Below are 16,233 nucleotides of genomic sequence, written 5' to 3'. Positions count from 1 at the left end.
CATGCCGGCCACCGTCCTTCAGACCGCGATCGACACCCGCGGTGAGACCTACCTGGGCAACCGGGAGTCGCTGCTGCGGCAGCTCGACGATCTCGACGCGGCGCACGCCGCCGTCCGCGAGGGAGGCGGGTCGCGCTACGTCGAGCGCCACCGTCAGCGCGGCAAGCTCCTGGTTCGCGAGCGGCTCGACCTGCTCCTGGATCAGGACAGCCCGTTCCTGGAGCTCTCGCCGCTCGCAGGCTGGGGCACCGACTTCCCGGTCGGGGGCAACGTGGTCACGGGGATCGGGCACGTCGAAGGCGTGGAGTGCGCCGTGATCGCGCACGACCCGACGTTGCGTGGCGGAGCCCTCAACCCGGTGTCGTTCCGCAAGCTCATGCGGATGATGGATATCGCGCGGGAGAACCGCCTCCCGCTGATCAACCTCGTCGAGTCCGGGGGCGGCGACCTGCCCACTCAGCTGGACGTCGCGATCCCGGGCGGTGCCATGTACCGCGACCTGGCGAAGCTCTCGCAGCTCAAGATCCCGACGATCGCGCTGGTCTTCGGCAACGCCACCGCCGGCGGCGCCTACTTCCCGGGGATGTGTGACTACACCGTCTTCGTCAAGGGCAACGCGAAGGTGTTCCTCGGCGGGCCGCCGCTCGTGAAGATGGCGACCGGCGAGGAGTCCGACGACGAGTCCCTGGGGGGGGCCGACATGCACGCCAGGGTCTCCGGCCTTGCCGACTTCATGGCCCTGGACGAGCCGGACTGCCTGCGCCTCGGCCGCGAGATCGTCCGTAACCTCAATTGGCGCAAGGCGGGTCCCGGCCCGGTCGCCGAGCCCGACGAGCCGCGGCACGCCCCGGAGGAGCTGCTCGGCATCGCCTCCGCCGACCTGACCATGCCGTTCGACCCCCGCGAGGTGCTCGCCCGCGTCGTCGACGGATCGCGATTCGACGAGTTCAAGCCGCGCTACGGCATCAACCTCGTGACGGGCTGGGCCACGATCCACGGCTTCCGCGTGGGCGTGCTGGCCAACGATCGCGGCATCCTCTTCTCCGAGGAGGCGCGCAAGGCGACCCAGTTCATCCAACTGGCCAACCAGATCGACGTCCCGCTGCTGTTCATCCAGAACACCACCGGGTTCATGGTCGGCGAGCAGTACGAGCAGGGCGGCATCATCAAGGACGGCGCGCGGATGATCAACGCGGTGTCCAACAGCAAGGTGCCGCACCTCACGCTCGTGGCCGGCGCCGCGTACGGCGCCGGCGTCTACGCGATGAGCGGACGGGCCTTCAACCCCCGATTCATGTTCACCTGGCCCAACGCCAAGAGTGCGGTGATGGGGCCGGCGCAGCTCGCGGGCGTCCTGAGCATCGTGGCCCGTGCCTCGGCCGAGGCGCGCGGCGTCGACTTCGACCTGGAGGCCGACGCGGTCCGGGCCAAAGCCGTCGAGGACCAGATCGAGAGCGAGTCGCTGGCTCCCATGATGAGCGGCCGGCTGTACGACGACGCGATCGTCGATCCCCGCGACACCCGCACGGTCCTCGGGTTCGCGCTGTCCTGCTGCCACTCGGCGCCGGTCGAGGGTGCGCCCTTCGGCTTCGGCGTCTTCCGGATGTGATCACCGTGCCGAACCCGCTCCCCGCCACGACCGATGCCCAGGCCCCGGTCACCAAGCTTCTCATCGCGAACCGCGGCGAGATCGCCCTCAGGATCCAGCGAACCTGCCGTGATCTCGGCATCCGTACCGTTGCGGTCTACTCCGACGTCGACGCCGACGCGCCGTTCGTGCACGCGGCCGACGAGGCGGTCTCCTTGGGCGGTCGAAGCCCTGCGGAGTCCTACCTGCGTGTCGACGCGATCATCGACGCCGCGGTCCTCACCGGGGCGGACTCGATCCATCCTGGCTACGGCTTCCTGGCCGAGAACGCGGAGTTCGCCCGGGCCTGCGCCCGCGCCGGCATCCGCTTCCTCGGTCCCGACCCCGAGGCGATCGACGCCATGGGCTCCAAGGTGCGGGCGCGCGCGATCATGGAGGCGGCCGGGGTGCCGGTCGCCCCGGCCGTGACCCTCGAGTCCGGGGCTGAGCACGACGCCGCGGCCCTGGTGGAGCGGGTCGGACTGCCCGCGATGATCAAGGCATCCGCGGGCGGCGGCGGCAAGGGCATGCGGATCGTCCGTGAGGCCGACGAGCTCGAAGCCGGGCTCCGGGCGGCCCGCAGCGAGGCGCTGTCGGCCTTCGGCGACGACACGGTGTTCGTCGAGCGCTACGTCGAGCGCGCGCGCCATATCGAAGTGCAGATCGTGGGGGACCACCACGGCGACGTCCGTCACCTGTTCGAGCGCGAGTGCTCGATCCAGCGGCGTCATCAGAAGGTCGTGGAAGAGGCTCCCTCGGTCGTGATGGACGACGATCTGCGACGACGGTTCACCAGCGTGGCTATCGACGCCGGACGGGCCCTGGGGTACCGCAGCGTCGGCACCGTGGAGTTCTTGTACGCCCAGGAGACCGACGAGATCTTCTTCTTGGAGATCAACACCCGGTTGCAGGTCGAGCACCCGGTGACCGAGCAGGTCACCGGCCTCGACCTGGTCCGCGCGCAGATCGAGATCGCCGAAGGGGCGACCCTGGACGCGGCCATCGGCGACGCGGTGCTCACGGGGCACGCCGTCGAGGTGCGGCTCTACGCCGAGGACGCCGCGCGAGGGTTCCTGCCGGCGACCGGGGTGCTGTCGTGCTTCGAGATCCCCACGCGGGCCGGGCTCCGCGTGGAGGCCGGCCCGGTCTCCGGGGACACGATCTCACCGGACTACGACCCGATGATCGCCAAGGTCATTGCGACCGCCCCGACACGCTCGGCCGCGCTGCGGATCCTGACCAGTGCTCTGCGCGATGCCCGATTGCATGGCCTCACCACCAACCGCGACTTCCTCGTCAGGCTCCTCGAGGACGAGGACTTCGCGCGTGGGGCGTTCGACACGCAGTTTCTCGATCGGCCCGAGGCGCAGCAGCTCGGGCGGCCGCTCGTCGAGACCGAGACTGACCTGCAGGTGTATCTGGTCGCTGCCGCGCTGGCCGCGCAAGCCGCCGAGCGCGCCGGGGCACCGCTCGGGCGGTCACTGCCGTCGGGGTGGCGCAACAACCCGGGGGCGGGGCAGCGCCGCGCCTACCGACGAGGCGACGTCGATCATGAGGTCGTCTACGACATCGGGCGCTCGGCGTTCGCCGTCGACGGCGTCGACGTCGGGGAGTGCACGGTCGTCTCCGCGACGCCCACGGACGTGGTCCTGGTCAGCGGTGGGCGCCGCCGGGCCTTCACGACTTCGACCCAGGGCGGCCGGGTATACGTCAACGGCCCGAGCGGGCAGGTCGACCTCGACGAGTTGTCGCGGTTCGGCGACGGCACCCAGGAGCAGGTGGCCGGGTCGCTCGCGGCGCCGGTTCCCGGCCGGGTCGTCCGCGTCGCGTGCGCGGCCGGAGACGAGGTGGAGGCCGGGCAGGTCGTCCTGGTCATCGAGGCGATGAAGATGCAGCACGAGGTCGTGGCGCCGCATGGCGGCTGCGTCGAGCAGCTCCTGGTCGCCGAGGGCGATCAGCTCGACGCGGGCGCGATGGTCGCCGTGATCCTGGACCCGAACAGCGAGGAACCCGAAGATGCCTGAGACCGAGGATGTGCTCTACACCCGTGACGGGCCGGTGGCGTGGATCACGCTGAACCGCCCCGAGGCGCACAACGCCCTGAGCGCGAGCGTGCGGGACGGCTTGCGCGAGAGGTTTGACCAGTTCGTCGCCGACGATGACGCCCAGGTGCTGGTCCTCACCGGTGCGGGCGAGAAGGCGTTCTGCGCAGGCGGGGACCTCAAGGAGATGTCGAGTCAGAAGCTCGGGCCTCCGCCACCGGACTTCATTCCCCACCTGAACCGCAACATCACGGTCGAGAAGCCCGTGATCGCCGCCGTCAACGGCGTCGCGTTCGGTGGCGGGTTCCTCCTCGCGCAGATGTGCGACCTGTGCATCGCGGCGGACTCCGCGAAGTTCGGGGTGACCGAGGCCCGCTGGGGCCGCGGTGCTCCGTGGGGTGCGCCCTTGGGCTGGATGATCCCGCCGCGCGTGGCGATGGAGCTGATGATGACGGCGCAGCCGGTGAGCGCTCAGCGTGCCTTCGAGCTGGGCCTGGTCAACAGGGTCGTCCCGGCGGCCGGCTTGCGCGAGGCCGCGCAGTCGATGGCGGAGGTGATCGCCGGCAACGCGCCGCTGTCGGTGCGGGCCAGCAAGGCGATGGTCTACGCGACCGCCGAGTGCGGTTGGACCGAGGGCCTGGAGGTCGCCGATCGCATCTGGGACCCGGTCTACCGCAGCAACGACGCCCAGGAGGGGCCGCTCGCGTTCAGCGAGAAGCGCGCTCCTCGCTGGACCGCAACCTGAACGCGATAGGAGCACCATGGACCTGAACGACACCCCAGAACAAGCGACGTACCGTCGGCGCATCCGCGACTGGCTCGACGGCCACCGCGCGCATGCGCCTGCTGTCGTCGGCTCGGTCGAGGACGCCGCGTACCTGTCGGCCCGTCGCGCCTGGCAGCGCGAGCTCGCGCAGGGCGGCCTTGCCGGTGTCACGTGGCCGGCGGAACACGGCGGCTCCGGGCTCGGTCCGATCGAACAGGTCATCGTCGACCAGGAGATCGGCGCTGCCGAGGTTCCCGGTGTCCTGGACGGGATCGGTGTCGGGCTCATGGGCCCGTGCCTCATCGCCCACGGCACCGAGGAGCAGAAGCACCGCCACCTCGGCCCGCTGCTGCACGGTGACGAGGTCTGGTGTCAGCTGTTCTCCGAGCCGTCGGCGGGCTCGGATCTCGCAGCCGTCCAGTCGCGCGCGGTGATGCAGGACGACGGCTCATGGAAGCTCAACGGCCAGAAGGTCTGGACGACCAATGGGCACTTCGCCGCGTTCGGGATGATGCTCGCCCGGACCGACGCCGACGTGCCCAAGCACAAGGGCCTGACCATGTTCATCGTCCCGATGGACGCCGAGGGCATCACGATCCGTGGCCTGCGGCAGATCCATGGCGAGGCGGAGTTCAACGAGGTCTTCTTCGACGACGTGGTGCTCCCCTCCGACGCGGTTGTCGGCGGCGTCGGCAACGGCTGGGGGGTCGCGTTGACCGTGCTCATGTTCGAGCGGTTCACGATCGGACTGGGCGGCGAGGCCCTCGGGTTCAAAGCTGAGCGGTTCGCCCGCGCCGTCGCGTCTGCTCCGTCGTCGACGCACACCGATGCGGTCCTCGAGCGTCTGGGCGACCTGGCCACGGACCTGCTCGCGGTCCGCTTCACGGGGTTCCGGATGCTGACCTCGCTGGCCCAGGGCCAGATCCCGGGGCCGGAGGCGGGGCTCGCGAAAGTGACGACGGTGAACGCCGCGATCGCCGCAGGCGAGCTGATCGCGGACGTCCATGGTCCAGCGGTCCTGGATCCGGAGAACGAGTTCGGCTACATGATCTCGTTCCTGCCGGGGCTGAAGTCCGCCGGAGGGACGGAGGCGATCCTGCGCAACACCGTCGGCGAGCGCGTGCTCGGCCTACCTACGGAGCCGCGGCTGGACAAGGGCATCCCGTTCCGCGAGTTGAAGTCACGTGAGCGGGAGGCCACGGCATGAACCTGGCGCTGTCGGACGAGCAGGAGTTCCTCAAGGAGGCTGCGCAGGGAGCACTCGCGCGGGTCGCGACGATCGAGGCAGCCCGCGCGGCGATCGAGGACGAGGCCCAGCGGCCAGACCTCTGGCCGCTCGCCGTCGGCGCAGGGTGGCCCGGCCTTGTCATCGCAGAGCAACGGGGCGGCGCGGGGCTTGGGATCTTCGAGGCGCTGCTCATCGCCGAGGAGACCGGGAGGGCGCTGGCGGGCGTTCCGCTGCTCGGCCTGCTCCCCGCGACCCTGGTGCTCGACGCGGCGCGGGACGAGACCTGCGAGGCGGTGGCCTCCGGTGAGCGGCGTCCCGTCCACGTGCCTGCCCGGCCGGCGGCGCGAGCCACGGACGAGGCCTGGTCTGTCGATGCGGTGACCGGAGGCGGACGCGGTCCGGCGCTGCGGGCACGGGTCCGCGGAGGGACCGCGGTGGTCTCCGGTGCCGCGGGCCACGTCGTCGACGCCCCAGGGGCGGATCTCCTGACGGCCGTCGCGGTCTCGGAGTCCGGGGCGCCGATCTGCGTCGTGATCGAGGCGGCCGCCAAAGGGGTCTCGGTCGCACCGGTCCGCAGCTACGACGCCACGCGTGCCCTGGCCCACATCACGCTCGACGACGCGCCGGCACGGGTCCTCCCGGTCGACGACGCGATTATGGCGCGGGCCTGGTACTTCGCGCAAGCACTGATCGCGGCGGAGTCGCTCGGCGCGGTTCAGCCCTGCCTGGAGATGAGCGTCGCGTACGCACAGGAGCGGTTCACGTTCGGAAGGCCGATCGGGTCCTACCAGTCCATCAAGCACGAGATCGTGGAGATCCTGCGCCTCATGGACAACGCCCGCTCGCTGCAGTACTTCGCGGGCTGGAGCGGCGAGAGCGCACCTGAGGAGTTCGCACTCGCGGCCAGCGCCGCGCGCAGCGGCGCCGGCCGGGCGCTGGCGTTCGCGTCCCGCGCGCTGATCAACGTCCACGGCGGCATCGGCGCGACCTGGGAGCACGACGCGCCGCTGTTCTTCCGTCGGGCGCAGGTCAGCTCACGGCTCGTTGGAGGGACCCACGACGCGAGCTCTCGCGTGGCGTCCGAGCTGCTCGCGAGCACCGGGACGCCATGAGACGGCGCTGACCCCTCTCACGGTGGACACGGAGATGCCACCTAATCGGGATGTCGGCGCACAACCACCGACCGACAATCGACCGACCACTCCACGAAGGGGATTCATGCACGTTCACACCGAAGACGCCGTCCGCCGGTATACCGCTGCAGGCCATTGGGGTGAGACGACCCTGCTCGACGTGCTCGAAGGGATGGCTCGCGATCGCGCTGATCACCCGGCACTCGACGACCCGCCCGATCGAGCGGAGCTCGTCGGCTCCGCCCCGGCCAGCCTGACCTGGGCCGAGTTCGGCGAGCGCGTCGACAACCTCGCCGCCGCGCTCCACACCCGCGGTGTCGGCAAGGACGATGTCGTGGTGGTCCAGCTTCCCAACGTCTGGGAGCTTCCCGCCCTGTACTTCGCGATCGCCAAGGCGGGCGGACTGATCGCCCCGATGCCCGTGCAGTGGCGCGGCCGCGAGTTGCGGCACATCGTCGAGCTCACCGGGGCGACGATGTACATCGGAGCGCGCGAGCTGAAGGGCGCGCCGCTGATGGCCTACGCGGACGAGACGCTGCCGCCCACGGTGACCAGGCTCGAGCTGGCGGAGGTGACCGCGGCGGCGGAGACGCCCGCCCCACCGGACCTCCGATTGCCGACCATCGATGCCGACGACACGTTCACCCTGTGCTGGACCTCGGGGACCGAGGCCCAGCCGAAGGGCTGTCCGCTGACACACAACAACTGGCTGTTCCAGGGCCGCAGCTTCCGCCAGGCCACGGCGCTCCAGGACGGCTACAAGATCCTCGGTCCCGCGCCGATCGTGAACATGACCGGGGTGGGGATCACCGTCATGTGGCTGCTTTCGGGTGGACACCTGCTGCTCCACCAGCCGTTGAATCTACCGGTGCTGCTCAAGCAGCTGCCCGAGGCGGAGTTCAGCGTCCTGGTGCCGGCGATCCTCATGATGCTGCTCAAGCTCCCGGAGGAGCAGATCCCGGATCTGGCGAAGGTGAGGTCGATCGGGACCGGTTCGGCTCCGCCGCCAGCGTGGGCAATCGAGGGCTTCCGGGAGCGCTGGGGCATCGAGGTGACCAACGTCTTCGGACAGAACGAAGGCACGATCCTCGCGGCGGGGGCCGACGACGTGCCCGACCCCGGGAAGCGGTCCAACCACTTCCCGTGGTGGGGGCGAGCCGGTGCGGAGTGGCCTTCAGGGGTCGCCGGTATCGATGTGCGCGTCATCGACGACGAGGGGAACGAGCTCACCGAGCCTGGTGCGATAGGCGAGCTCGCGTATCGCGGGCCGAACGTCTTCCCCGGGTACTTCCGCTCTCCGCAGCTCAACGAGGGGCTCTTCACCGCTGATGGTCACGTCCGGACCGGGGATCTGTTCACCGTCCTGGACGACCGCCACATCGGGTTCGTCGATCGCAAGAAGGACATCATCATCCGCGGTGGCTTCAACGTCAGCGCGGCGGAGGTCGAGACCGTGGCCAGCGGCCACCCCGGGGTGGCCGACTGTGCCGCGGTGGCCAGTCCCGACGAGGTGCTCGGGGAGCGGGTCTGCGTCTTCGTCGTCCCGCTCGACCCGGACTCGCCGCCGACGCTGGCCGACGTGGTCGAGTACATGTCGGGGCAGGGCATCGCCGTCTACAAGCTCCCGGAGCGGATGGAGCTGATCGACGCGATCCCGCGCAACCCCGTGGGGAAGATCGTGAAGAAGGAGCTGCGCGACCGGCTCAAGGACCTTGCCGTGAAGTAGCGGCGGGTCCGACCCGCGCCGCTGGGCGGACCGCCGCCGCCCAGCGGCGCTCATCGCGCTCAGGCCACGAGCGCCGTCGCCTTGGCGGACATCGCCACGTCGCCGGTCTGACGCGTCACGGTCATCGAGAGCTCGGCCAGCTGCCCGTCAACCGCATCGACATGCCCGGCGAACGTCAGGACGTCCCCGGGCCAGACCTGTCCGCTGAAACGGACCGTGAACGTGCGGATGCTGTTGGGCCCGACCCACCGGGCGAGGCGCGTGCCGAGGATTCCGGCGTGGAGCATGCCCATGCCGAAGACGGAGGGCATGCCCGCGGCGCGGGCGAACTCGTCGTCGTGATGGATCGGATTCAGGTCGCCGCCCGCCCCCGCGTACCTGACGAAGTCCGTTCGCGAGAGCGGACCTACCTGGTTCTCGGTCATCGTGTCGCCGGCCCGGAGGGGGACGGGCGCCGTCGGCAGCGATGCGATGGTCGTGCTCATGCTGGTGCTCCCGTCTCGATCAGGGTGTCGTTTCGGACGACGACGAGCGTGCCGTCCGTGCGTGTGAAACGTGTCTCGATCATCACCATCGTCATCGTCCCGCCGCGCTTGCCCTCGCGGGTCACGACGTCGGACACGGACGAGGTCGCGGTGAGCTCGTCCCCGACCCGGACGGGAGCGTGGTACTCCCACGACGCCTCGCCGTGCAGGATGCGGGCGAGATCCGCGCCGATCGCGTTGGCGGTGCTCAGCGCGCCTCCCGGGCGCCAGTGATCCACGAGCGCGCTGACGGTCGGCGGTACCGGAAGCTCGGAGAATCCGGCTTCGGTGGCGGCCGCGAGGTCGTACCAGGTCGCGTCGTCATCGTGGAACGCGCGGGCGAGCTCGACGAGCTTGCTGCGGTCGATGGGGAAGGACACGGAGTCGAGCTCCTGTCCCTTGATCGAGGGATCGATCATCGGGCCTCCTCATGTCGGGTTGCAGACGCTAAGGTACCTCAAAATAATCACTGATGATTTCGTTCGTCGCCGTTCGGGATCGTCGAGAAGCAGCCGCACACGCGGCTACGAGGAGCGTTCCATGAGCAACCGGACCTTCGTCATCGGCGTCGGGATGACCAAGTTCGACAAGCCGGGCACCAAGGACGGCGACTACCCGGACTGGGCGCGGGAGGCAGGGGAGAAAGCGCTGGAGGACGCCGGCGTGCCGTACAGCCGCGTGCAGGCCGCCTACGCCGGGTACTGCTTCGGCGACTCGACCTACGGGCAGCGCGCCGTCTACCAGTTCGGCGCCACCGGAATCCCGGTCGTCAACGTCAACAACAACTGCGCCACCGGATCCACGGCGCTCTACCTCGCCCGCCAGGCCATCAAGGGCGGGCAGGTCGACTGCGCGATGGCCCTCGGCTTCGAGAAGATGGAACGCGGTTCCATCGGCATGAAGTACACGGACCGCACGCCCGCGATGGACCTCCACATGGGCCGCATGGCGGAGCTCCGGGCGCCCGAGCAGACGCCGTTCGCACCGCAGATGTTCGGGAACGCGGGGCGTGATCACATGCAGCGCTACGGTTCCACGCCCGACCATTTCGCCTGGATCGGCTGGAAGAACCACAAGCACTCCGTGAACAACCCGTATGCGCAGTTCCAGACCGAGTACACCCTGCAGGAGGTCAAGGACGCCCCGATGATCCACGCACCCCTCACCAAGCTGCAGTGCTCACCCACGAGCGACGGCGCCGCGTGCTCGATCCTCGCCTCGGAGCGGTTCGTCGACGAGCACGACCTCTGGGACTGCGCGGTCGAGATCAGCGGCCAGGCGATGGCGACGGACTTCGCGAGCACGTTCGACGACTCGGCCGACTGCATGAAGATCTGCGGTTCCGAGATGGGTGCGGCCGCTGCGCGTTCCGCGTACGAGGAGGCGGAGATCACCGGCCTGGACGTCGACGTCTGTGAGCTCCACGACTGCTTCAGCGCCAACGAGCTCATCACCTACGAGGCGCTGGGGTTCGCCGCCCAGGGCGAGGGCCATCTGCTCGTCGACCGGCAGGCCACCACCTACGGCGGAGACGGGCCGGTCGTCAATCCGTCCGGCGGACTCATCTCGAAGGGCCATCCCATCGGGGCCACGGGGCTCGCGCAGTGCAGCGAGCTGACGTGGCAGCTCCGCGGGACCGCAGGTGCGAGGCAGGTCGCGGGAGCGAAGGTCGCCGTCCAGCACAACCTGGGTCTCGGGGGGCTGCCGTGGTCACGGTCTACAAGCCGCCGGCGGCTGCCTGAGACGGTGGCGTCGCGTGACGAGGGTGCGCAGGGGCCCCAGCAGGAACGCAGCCGCCTGACGCGGCTGCGTCTGCTGGACGGCGCGGTCGAGGTCTTGGCGCGTGACGGCTACGCAGGTCTGTCGACGCCCGAGGTATCGCGGCGCGCCGGGGTTTCGCGTGGCGCGCAGCAGGGCCACTTCCCGACGCGGCTGGAGCTCGTACGAGCTGTGATCCACGAGCTGACGGACCGCCAGACGCGTCAACTCGAGCGATCGCTTGCAGCGCTTCCCGGCAAACGTCCCCGGCCGGTCGAGATCCTCGACATCGCGTACCAGCAATACGGTGGCGAGCTCTTCCGAGCGATCCTCGAGCTCTCGCTCGCGGCGCGCTCTCAGGTCGAGCTGCGTTCGGTGATCGATGATGCAGAGCGCACCGTGGGGAGGGCGATCACCGCCTTGCGCGAACAGGTGGCGGTGCCAACCGGCGGCGAGCTCGACCCGGACCGGTGGGCTACGGCGATCAGCGCCTCGAGAGGAACCGCGCTCCTGAGGTTGCTGGGGCATCCGGTCAAACACGTGGACAGGCAGTGGGCGGCGTCCCGTGAGCACCTTGCCGAGCTTCTGATCGTGCCGTCCGGGGCGGCGTGAGCTACGCCTCGGTGCGACTGATGGAGGTGATCGCGCCCGCGCGCTCGAGTTCGTCGAGGTCCGTGTCGGAGAAGCCCCACTGCTCCAGGGCGGACCGGGTGTCGGTGCCCGCAGGGGAAGGGCCACGACTCAGGGATGCCTCCGTACGGCTGAAGCGCGGCGCCGGCGCCGGTTGCACGATCCCCTCGGCCTCCACGAACGTCCGCCGGGCGACGTTGTGGAAATGGGCGGGGGCCTCGTCCAGTCGCAACACGGGGGTGACGCACGCGTCGGTGCCGTCGAACGCGCGCACCCACTCGTCGAGCGTACGCGTACGGAACAGGGCGGCGAACTGCTCCTTCCCGGCCTCCCAGTCCTGCCACTGCGGGCGCGCGGTTCGCTCGATCCCGAGCACGGCGAGAAGCTCCGCGTAGAACTCGGGCTCCAGCGCGCCTACGGCCAAGTAGCGTGAGTCGGCGGTCTCGTAGACCTCATACCAGTGTGCGCCCGTGTCGAGGAAGTTGGTGCCGGGACTCGTCGGGTCGTACATGTCCCCAGCTCGCAGGCCCCAAAGTGCTGTGGCGAGGAGCGCGGAACCGTCGACCATGGCCGCGTCGATGACCTGGCCAAGACCCGACCTTCCAGCCTCGACGAGTGCACAGGCCATCCCGAACGCGAGCAGCAGCCCGCCGCCGCCGAAGTCGCCCAGGAGGTTGCACGGGAACATCGGCTTCTCACCGACACGCTGCATCGTTCCGAGCGCACCGGAGATCGAGATGTAGTTGATGTCGTGCCCGACCTGCTGCGCCATCGGACCGGTCTGGCCGTATCCCGTCATCCGCCCGTAGACGAGGCGCTGGTTGAGCAGGTGCAGCTCGTCCGGACCCAGGCCGAGACGCTCCATGACGCCGGGGCGGAAGCCTTCGATCAGGCCGTCGGCCTGTTCGGCGAGCCGTTGCACGACCTGGCGGCCACCGGAGGTCTTCAGGTCGATGCCGACGGACGGCCGGCCTCGGTGCATGACGTTGTTCGCGCCGCCTTGGAGATCGGCGATGACACCGCCGCGTACTCGGTCGAGACGGATGACATCGGCGCCCATGTCGGCCAGCATCATGGCGGCGAACGGGCCCGGGCCGATGGAGCCGATCTCGACGATCCGCAAGCCAGTGAGGGGGCCGCTCATCTGAGACGCCTCAGGGCTGTCGTCGACGCGGGGGCAGGGCTGATCATGGGAGACGAGTATGACAGAGATGTGTACGAACGCTACGCCGATTGCTTCTCCAGCAAGTCAATGACCATGCCCATTATGGGCGGCTCGCATGAGCGATCGATCACATGATATGGTGCTCGAACGTCGTTGGATCCGTGCCCGCGACGTGGTCCGGGGCTCTCTCAACCGGCCGGGGCAGCGCCTCTCCCTTTCCAGCTGCCCCGGCCACCCCGGAGCTAGGCGAGCAGGAGTTGCACCTGAAGCTCGCCGACGAGGAACCCGAGAGCAGCGCCCACCGCGACGACGACCCACTCGTCGTCCTTGACCGCAGGGCGCAGCAGATCCTCGTATTGCTCGGGCGACATCTCCCGCATGCGCTCCGCGATCAGCGAGCCCAGATCGAGCGCGCGCTCCGCGTAGCTCTCGGCATGTCTGGCCGTTTCAGGCATAAGTTCGATGACGCGGTCAGCCGCGCTCCGCTTGAGCTGTCGGTACTTGCGGCCGCCGACGGCCGCAACCACGAAGGGACGGGTCAGGCCGGCTTGGTCATCGATCGTGCGCTTGACCTCGCGTTGGACGAGCTCGAACAGCCGATCGGACATCGGCCCGTCCATCAGGCTCGCGAGGATGGCTCGCGGTGTCAGGATCTCCTGAGCGATGAGCGCGGCGTAGTCGGTGGCGACCTGTTCCCGGCGCTTGTGGAACATGCCGTGCCACGGAAGCACGCCAAGGTATCGCCCGGGATACATCGGCCGGAAGATCATCTGTAGCGCGAGGTAATCGGTCAGCCCGCCGGTGATGAGCCCGAAGATCGGCAGTACGAGATGGGAACCGGTCGCGAGCAGCGTCACCGTCTGCACAAGGCCGATCGCGAACCCGAACGCCAACCCTGCCCGGGTCATGAACCGGAACTCGGGCGCGGCGACCTCGCGGAACATGCGGTTCAGCAGCGCCTTGTCGCGGACGAGGTTGGTCACGACCATGTGCTTGATGTCGAACACGCGGTCGATGTCGGCGCGGATCTCGTCGAGGAGCCGCTGCACCGCCGCCGGCGCCTGCTTCTGGACGCGCGAGACCAGGTGTCGTCGCGCTGTGTCTGGCAGTGCGTCCCAGAGCCCCGGGCGATACTGGTCGACGAGTTCCTCGGTCAGGAGCTCGAGTGACTTGCGTAGTGGTACCTCGATCTCGGCCAGGAGCTCGTCGACATCGATTCGCTGGAACAGCTCGTCCGGTCGCAGCAGTTCTTCCGTCAGCGTCTCGACGGCGATTGCCGCCATCTTGCCCGCGCGCCGCGGAATCTGGCCCTGCCACCCGATCCAAGGGTCGAGCGGACCGCGGAACTCCAGCGGCCGGAACAGCATCTCGATGGCAACGAGCTTCGTGAGGTATCCCACGATCGCCGCCCCGAGCGGGAGCGAGATGTAGACCCAGGCCGGCTCGTGGAACGTGAGTAGCGCGATACTCATGACTCGTCGACGGTCGCCAGGCAGATCTCCACCAATTCGCGACCGAGCGGCGTGAGCTCCAGGGATGCGCGGCGAACCCGAGGAGCCAGGCGGCGGGACGTGGCCTGGCGAGCCTCTCGTACGGCTCGACCGGCGAGCAGGATCTCGTAGTCCGTCGAGAGTTGGGGGAGTTCGTCCCCTTCCTGGACGAGACCCAGACTCGCCAAGCGCGCTATGTGATTCGAGGTCTGGTCTTGACGGATGATCCCTGCCCGTCGCCCGATGTTCGAGATGTTCCCGAGGACGACATCGGCGGGGGTTCCAGGGAGTCCCGGCGCGACGACATGCACCACCGCGGCGGGCGGGCCCGTCGCGAGGACGACGAGCATCCGGGCCTCATCTGGAACGAGCTGCGCCACGACTGCGGCTAGGGTCTGCTCCCGCTCCTCGTCTGCCGTCCGGTTTGAAGAGCGGTCGAGCAGCCGCTCGAACCGCAACGCGGCCGTTGTCTGGCTCGCGGCGTCGAGTCGATCGTCGATCTGTGGATTGAGTCGAGGCGGCGCTGCCACGGCGGCCAAGCGCCGGGCAAGAGTCGTGATGAGGGTCCGTTCGATCGGAGCGATAACGTTCTCCTCCAGCGCCTTTGCGCCGGGCACCCGGTGGACGAGCGGAACGAGCCGGGGGAGAGTTCCGGTCGGGTCGAGCCCGGCCCAACCCGAGAGCGGTCCGCGGTGGTCACTCACGCGCCCGAGTATGCCGAACTCGCCGGCATTGTGAGTGTTCGCTAGCTCCGCTCTACCAAGTTCGCCGTGTCGTCTTGATCAGTCACGACAGACAACGCCCCGAGCGCAAGGCGCGTAAGCTTCTCTGGCAGCGCGGGGGCGGACAGAGCCTCGGTGGGCCACTGGACGACCGACACGAGCAGCCCGATCGTCGCATGTACGGCGACCCGGATCTCGGCGTCGTCCGCGGCAGGGTGAACCCTGCGCACAGCCTCGACCCAGCGGTCCGCGTTCTCCCGTTGCCGACGGTGGATCCGTCGCCTGTCTGGTTCAGCAAGAGAGCGATCCTCACGGATGTAGACAGCCAGCTGCGCCGGGTCCTCGAGGACAAACTCGACCTGGCCGGCGACGAGTTCCCGCAGCCCCTCCTCGGGATCCTCGTGTCGCGTCGCTGGAGTGTGCATCAGAAGGCGATCCAATGCGCGGTCGAACAGTGTGGCGAGGATCTCGTCCTTCGAGCCGAAGTGACGGTAGAGCGCCGGCCCGCTCACGCCCGCGCGCTCTCCGAGCTCGGCCACGCCGACAGCTGCGAAACCTCGCTCCTGAAAGAGGGTCAGTGCGGTCGCAAGGATCTGCTCGCTTCGGGACATTGAGCGAACTGTAACCCTTGCTTCTGTCTGGATGTGTCAAGGCGGGCTGACGGACGACGGCGTCGGCGTGCTCCACGAAGCGAGGCCAACTACGAGAGCAGGTGGCCGGCGCCGTCGAGGGCCGGAACCTCGAGATCAACCTTGCAGGGGAGCTGGAGGCCCTTGGTGCTTGCCGCGGTGCCGACCGGCGCCAGCGGCCATCACCGCATCGAACGTCGGCACGGTACGGGCCCGCTCTGGGAGCGATGTCTTCGGTAGCGGACGACGTTCTCGAAGGCGACTACTAGCCGAGAAGACCCGACGCTCGGTCGCCTCGACGCGTCGGTCTCCAAAGGCGTGCCGCAGCGAGCACGGCAGCCGCGCAAACGGCGCCCAGCGCGACGGCGACCGTGCTCAGCCCGAGCCTCGTGCCGAGGACGCCGGCGACAGGGTAGGTCAGAAGCCAGCACGCGTGGGGCAGGGCGAACTGCGCGGCGAACAGCGGCGCGCGTTCGTCTGCGGACGCCGAGCGCTGGATGAGGCGGCCGGTCGGCGTCTGGACGAGAGCGAGACCGACCCCGAGGATCAGCCAGAGAGCGACAAGTTCCAGGTAGGAGGGGCCGACTGCCACAAGCGGAAGCGCACAGGCGAGAAGCGCCCCTCCCGCCAACTTGATCGTCCGGTCCTGAGCCCGACGAAGCAGGGGGAGGGACTGTGGCAGCAGCGGCGACCGATCCGGAGGCCGCAGCAGCGAGCGCGGCGGCAACGTCCGCGCTGCTGAGATCGAGGTCGCTGCGGACGATCACGATGGTGTTGACGATCGTCATCGCGC

At 69.1% G+C, this 16,233-nt stretch carries 13 protein-coding genes and 1 pseudogene; 8 read left to right on the top strand and 6 right to left on the bottom strand.

Annotation, left to right across the window (positions count from 1 at the left end):
• The first annotated feature begins 1 nt into the window (after position 1).
• The 6 genes from GKE82_RS05185 (at position 2) to GKE82_RS05160 (ending at position 8,522) form a co-directional block, all read left to right on the top strand.
• Positions 2-1,609, top strand: a complete 1,608-nt coding sequence (locus GKE82_RS05185) for an acyl-CoA carboxylase subunit beta (RefSeq protein WP_154732556.1) — start codon at positions 2-4, stop codon at positions 1,607-1,609.
• A gap of 5 nt (positions 1,610-1,614) precedes the next feature.
• Positions 1,615-3,651 carry a biotin carboxylase N-terminal domain-containing protein gene (locus GKE82_RS05180; protein ID WP_309233422.1) on the top strand — a complete coding sequence of 679 codons (2,037 nt, stop codon included), beginning with the start codon at positions 1,615-1,617 and terminating at the stop codon, positions 3,649-3,651.
• Positions 3,644-4,414: an enoyl-CoA hydratase/isomerase family protein gene (locus GKE82_RS05175; RefSeq protein ID WP_154732555.1), complete on the top strand. Its 771-nt coding sequence runs from the start codon at positions 3,644-3,646 to the stop codon at positions 4,412-4,414. Before GKE82_RS05180 ends, GKE82_RS05175 begins: the two co-directional genes overlap by 8 nt.
• Before the next feature lie 16 nt (positions 4,415-4,430).
• On the top strand, positions 4,431-5,642 hold the full coding sequence (locus GKE82_RS05170) for an acyl-CoA dehydrogenase family protein (RefSeq protein ID WP_154732554.1): 1,212 nt from the start codon (positions 4,431-4,433) through the stop codon (positions 5,640-5,642).
• Complete coding sequence (locus tag GKE82_RS05165; protein ID WP_154732553.1) at positions 5,639-6,775, top strand: acyl-CoA dehydrogenase family protein; 1,137 nt, start codon at positions 5,639-5,641, stop codon at positions 6,773-6,775. The genes GKE82_RS05170 and GKE82_RS05165 overlap by 4 nt, the downstream gene beginning before the upstream one ends.
• 193 nt (positions 6,776-6,968) lie before the next feature.
• Positions 6,969-8,522 carry a class I adenylate-forming enzyme family protein gene (locus GKE82_RS05160; protein ID WP_230316095.1) on the top strand — a complete coding sequence of 518 codons (1,554 nt, stop codon included), beginning with the start codon at positions 6,969-6,971 and terminating at the stop codon, positions 8,520-8,522.
• A 59-nt stretch (positions 8,523-8,581) separates the two neighbouring features.
• Here the strand turns inward: GKE82_RS05160 and GKE82_RS05155 are convergent, their stop codons facing one another.
• On the bottom strand, positions 8,582-9,007 hold the full coding sequence (locus GKE82_RS05155) for a MaoC/PaaZ C-terminal domain-containing protein (RefSeq protein ID WP_154732551.1): 426 nt from the start codon (positions 9,005-9,007) through the stop codon (positions 8,582-8,584).
• A complete protein-coding gene (locus GKE82_RS05150) occupies positions 9,004-9,465 on the bottom strand; it encodes a MaoC family dehydratase N-terminal domain-containing protein (protein ID WP_154732550.1) in 462 nt (153 codons plus the stop codon). The genes GKE82_RS05155 and GKE82_RS05150 overlap by 4 nt, the downstream gene beginning before the upstream one ends.
• A gap of 121 nt (positions 9,466-9,586) precedes the next feature.
• Between GKE82_RS05150 and GKE82_RS05145 the strand changes: the two are divergent.
• Both GKE82_RS05145 and GKE82_RS31225 read left to right on the top strand, forming a co-directional pair.
• Positions 9,587-10,788, top strand: a pseudogene (locus GKE82_RS05145) (lipid-transfer protein).
• A gap of 4 nt (positions 10,789-10,792) precedes the next feature.
• The gene (locus GKE82_RS31225) at positions 10,793-11,416 is read left to right on the top strand and encodes a TetR/AcrR family transcriptional regulator (protein WP_196189062.1); all 624 of its coding nucleotides are present in this window, start codon (positions 10,793-10,795) and stop codon (positions 11,414-11,416) included.
• Between the two features lies 1 nt (position 11,417).
• Here the strand turns inward: GKE82_RS31225 and GKE82_RS05135 are convergent, their stop codons facing one another.
• The 4 genes from GKE82_RS05135 to GKE82_RS05120 form a co-directional block, all read right to left on the bottom strand.
• On the bottom strand, positions 11,418-12,578 hold the full coding sequence (locus tag GKE82_RS05135) for a CaiB/BaiF CoA-transferase family protein (protein ID WP_154732549.1): 1,161 nt from the start codon (positions 12,576-12,578) through the stop codon (positions 11,418-11,420).
• A 263-nt stretch (positions 12,579-12,841) separates the two neighbouring features.
• Positions 12,842-14,071, bottom strand: coding sequence for a DUF445 domain-containing protein (locus GKE82_RS05130; protein WP_154732548.1), 1,230 nt, complete (start codon positions 14,069-14,071; stop codon positions 12,842-12,844).
• Complete coding sequence (locus GKE82_RS05125) at positions 14,068-14,793, bottom strand: Abi-alpha family protein (protein WP_154732547.1); 726 nt, start codon at positions 14,791-14,793, stop codon at positions 14,068-14,070. The genes GKE82_RS05130 and GKE82_RS05125 overlap by 4 nt, the downstream gene beginning before the upstream one ends.
• 41 nt (positions 14,794-14,834) lie before the next feature.
• Positions 14,835-15,422, bottom strand: coding sequence for a TetR/AcrR family transcriptional regulator (locus GKE82_RS05120; RefSeq protein ID WP_154732546.1), 588 nt, complete (start codon positions 15,420-15,422; stop codon positions 14,835-14,837).
• Positions 15,423-16,233: the final 811 nt, after the last annotated feature.

This window comes from Conexibacter sp. W3-3-2 (genome assembly GCF_009707605.1).
Classification (GTDB): Bacteria; Actinomycetota; Thermoleophilia; order Solirubrobacterales; family Solirubrobacteraceae; genus Paraconexibacter; species Paraconexibacter algicola.
The sequence above is the reverse complement of the archived record's forward strand: the minus strand, read 5'-3'. Positions and strand labels throughout refer to the sequence as shown.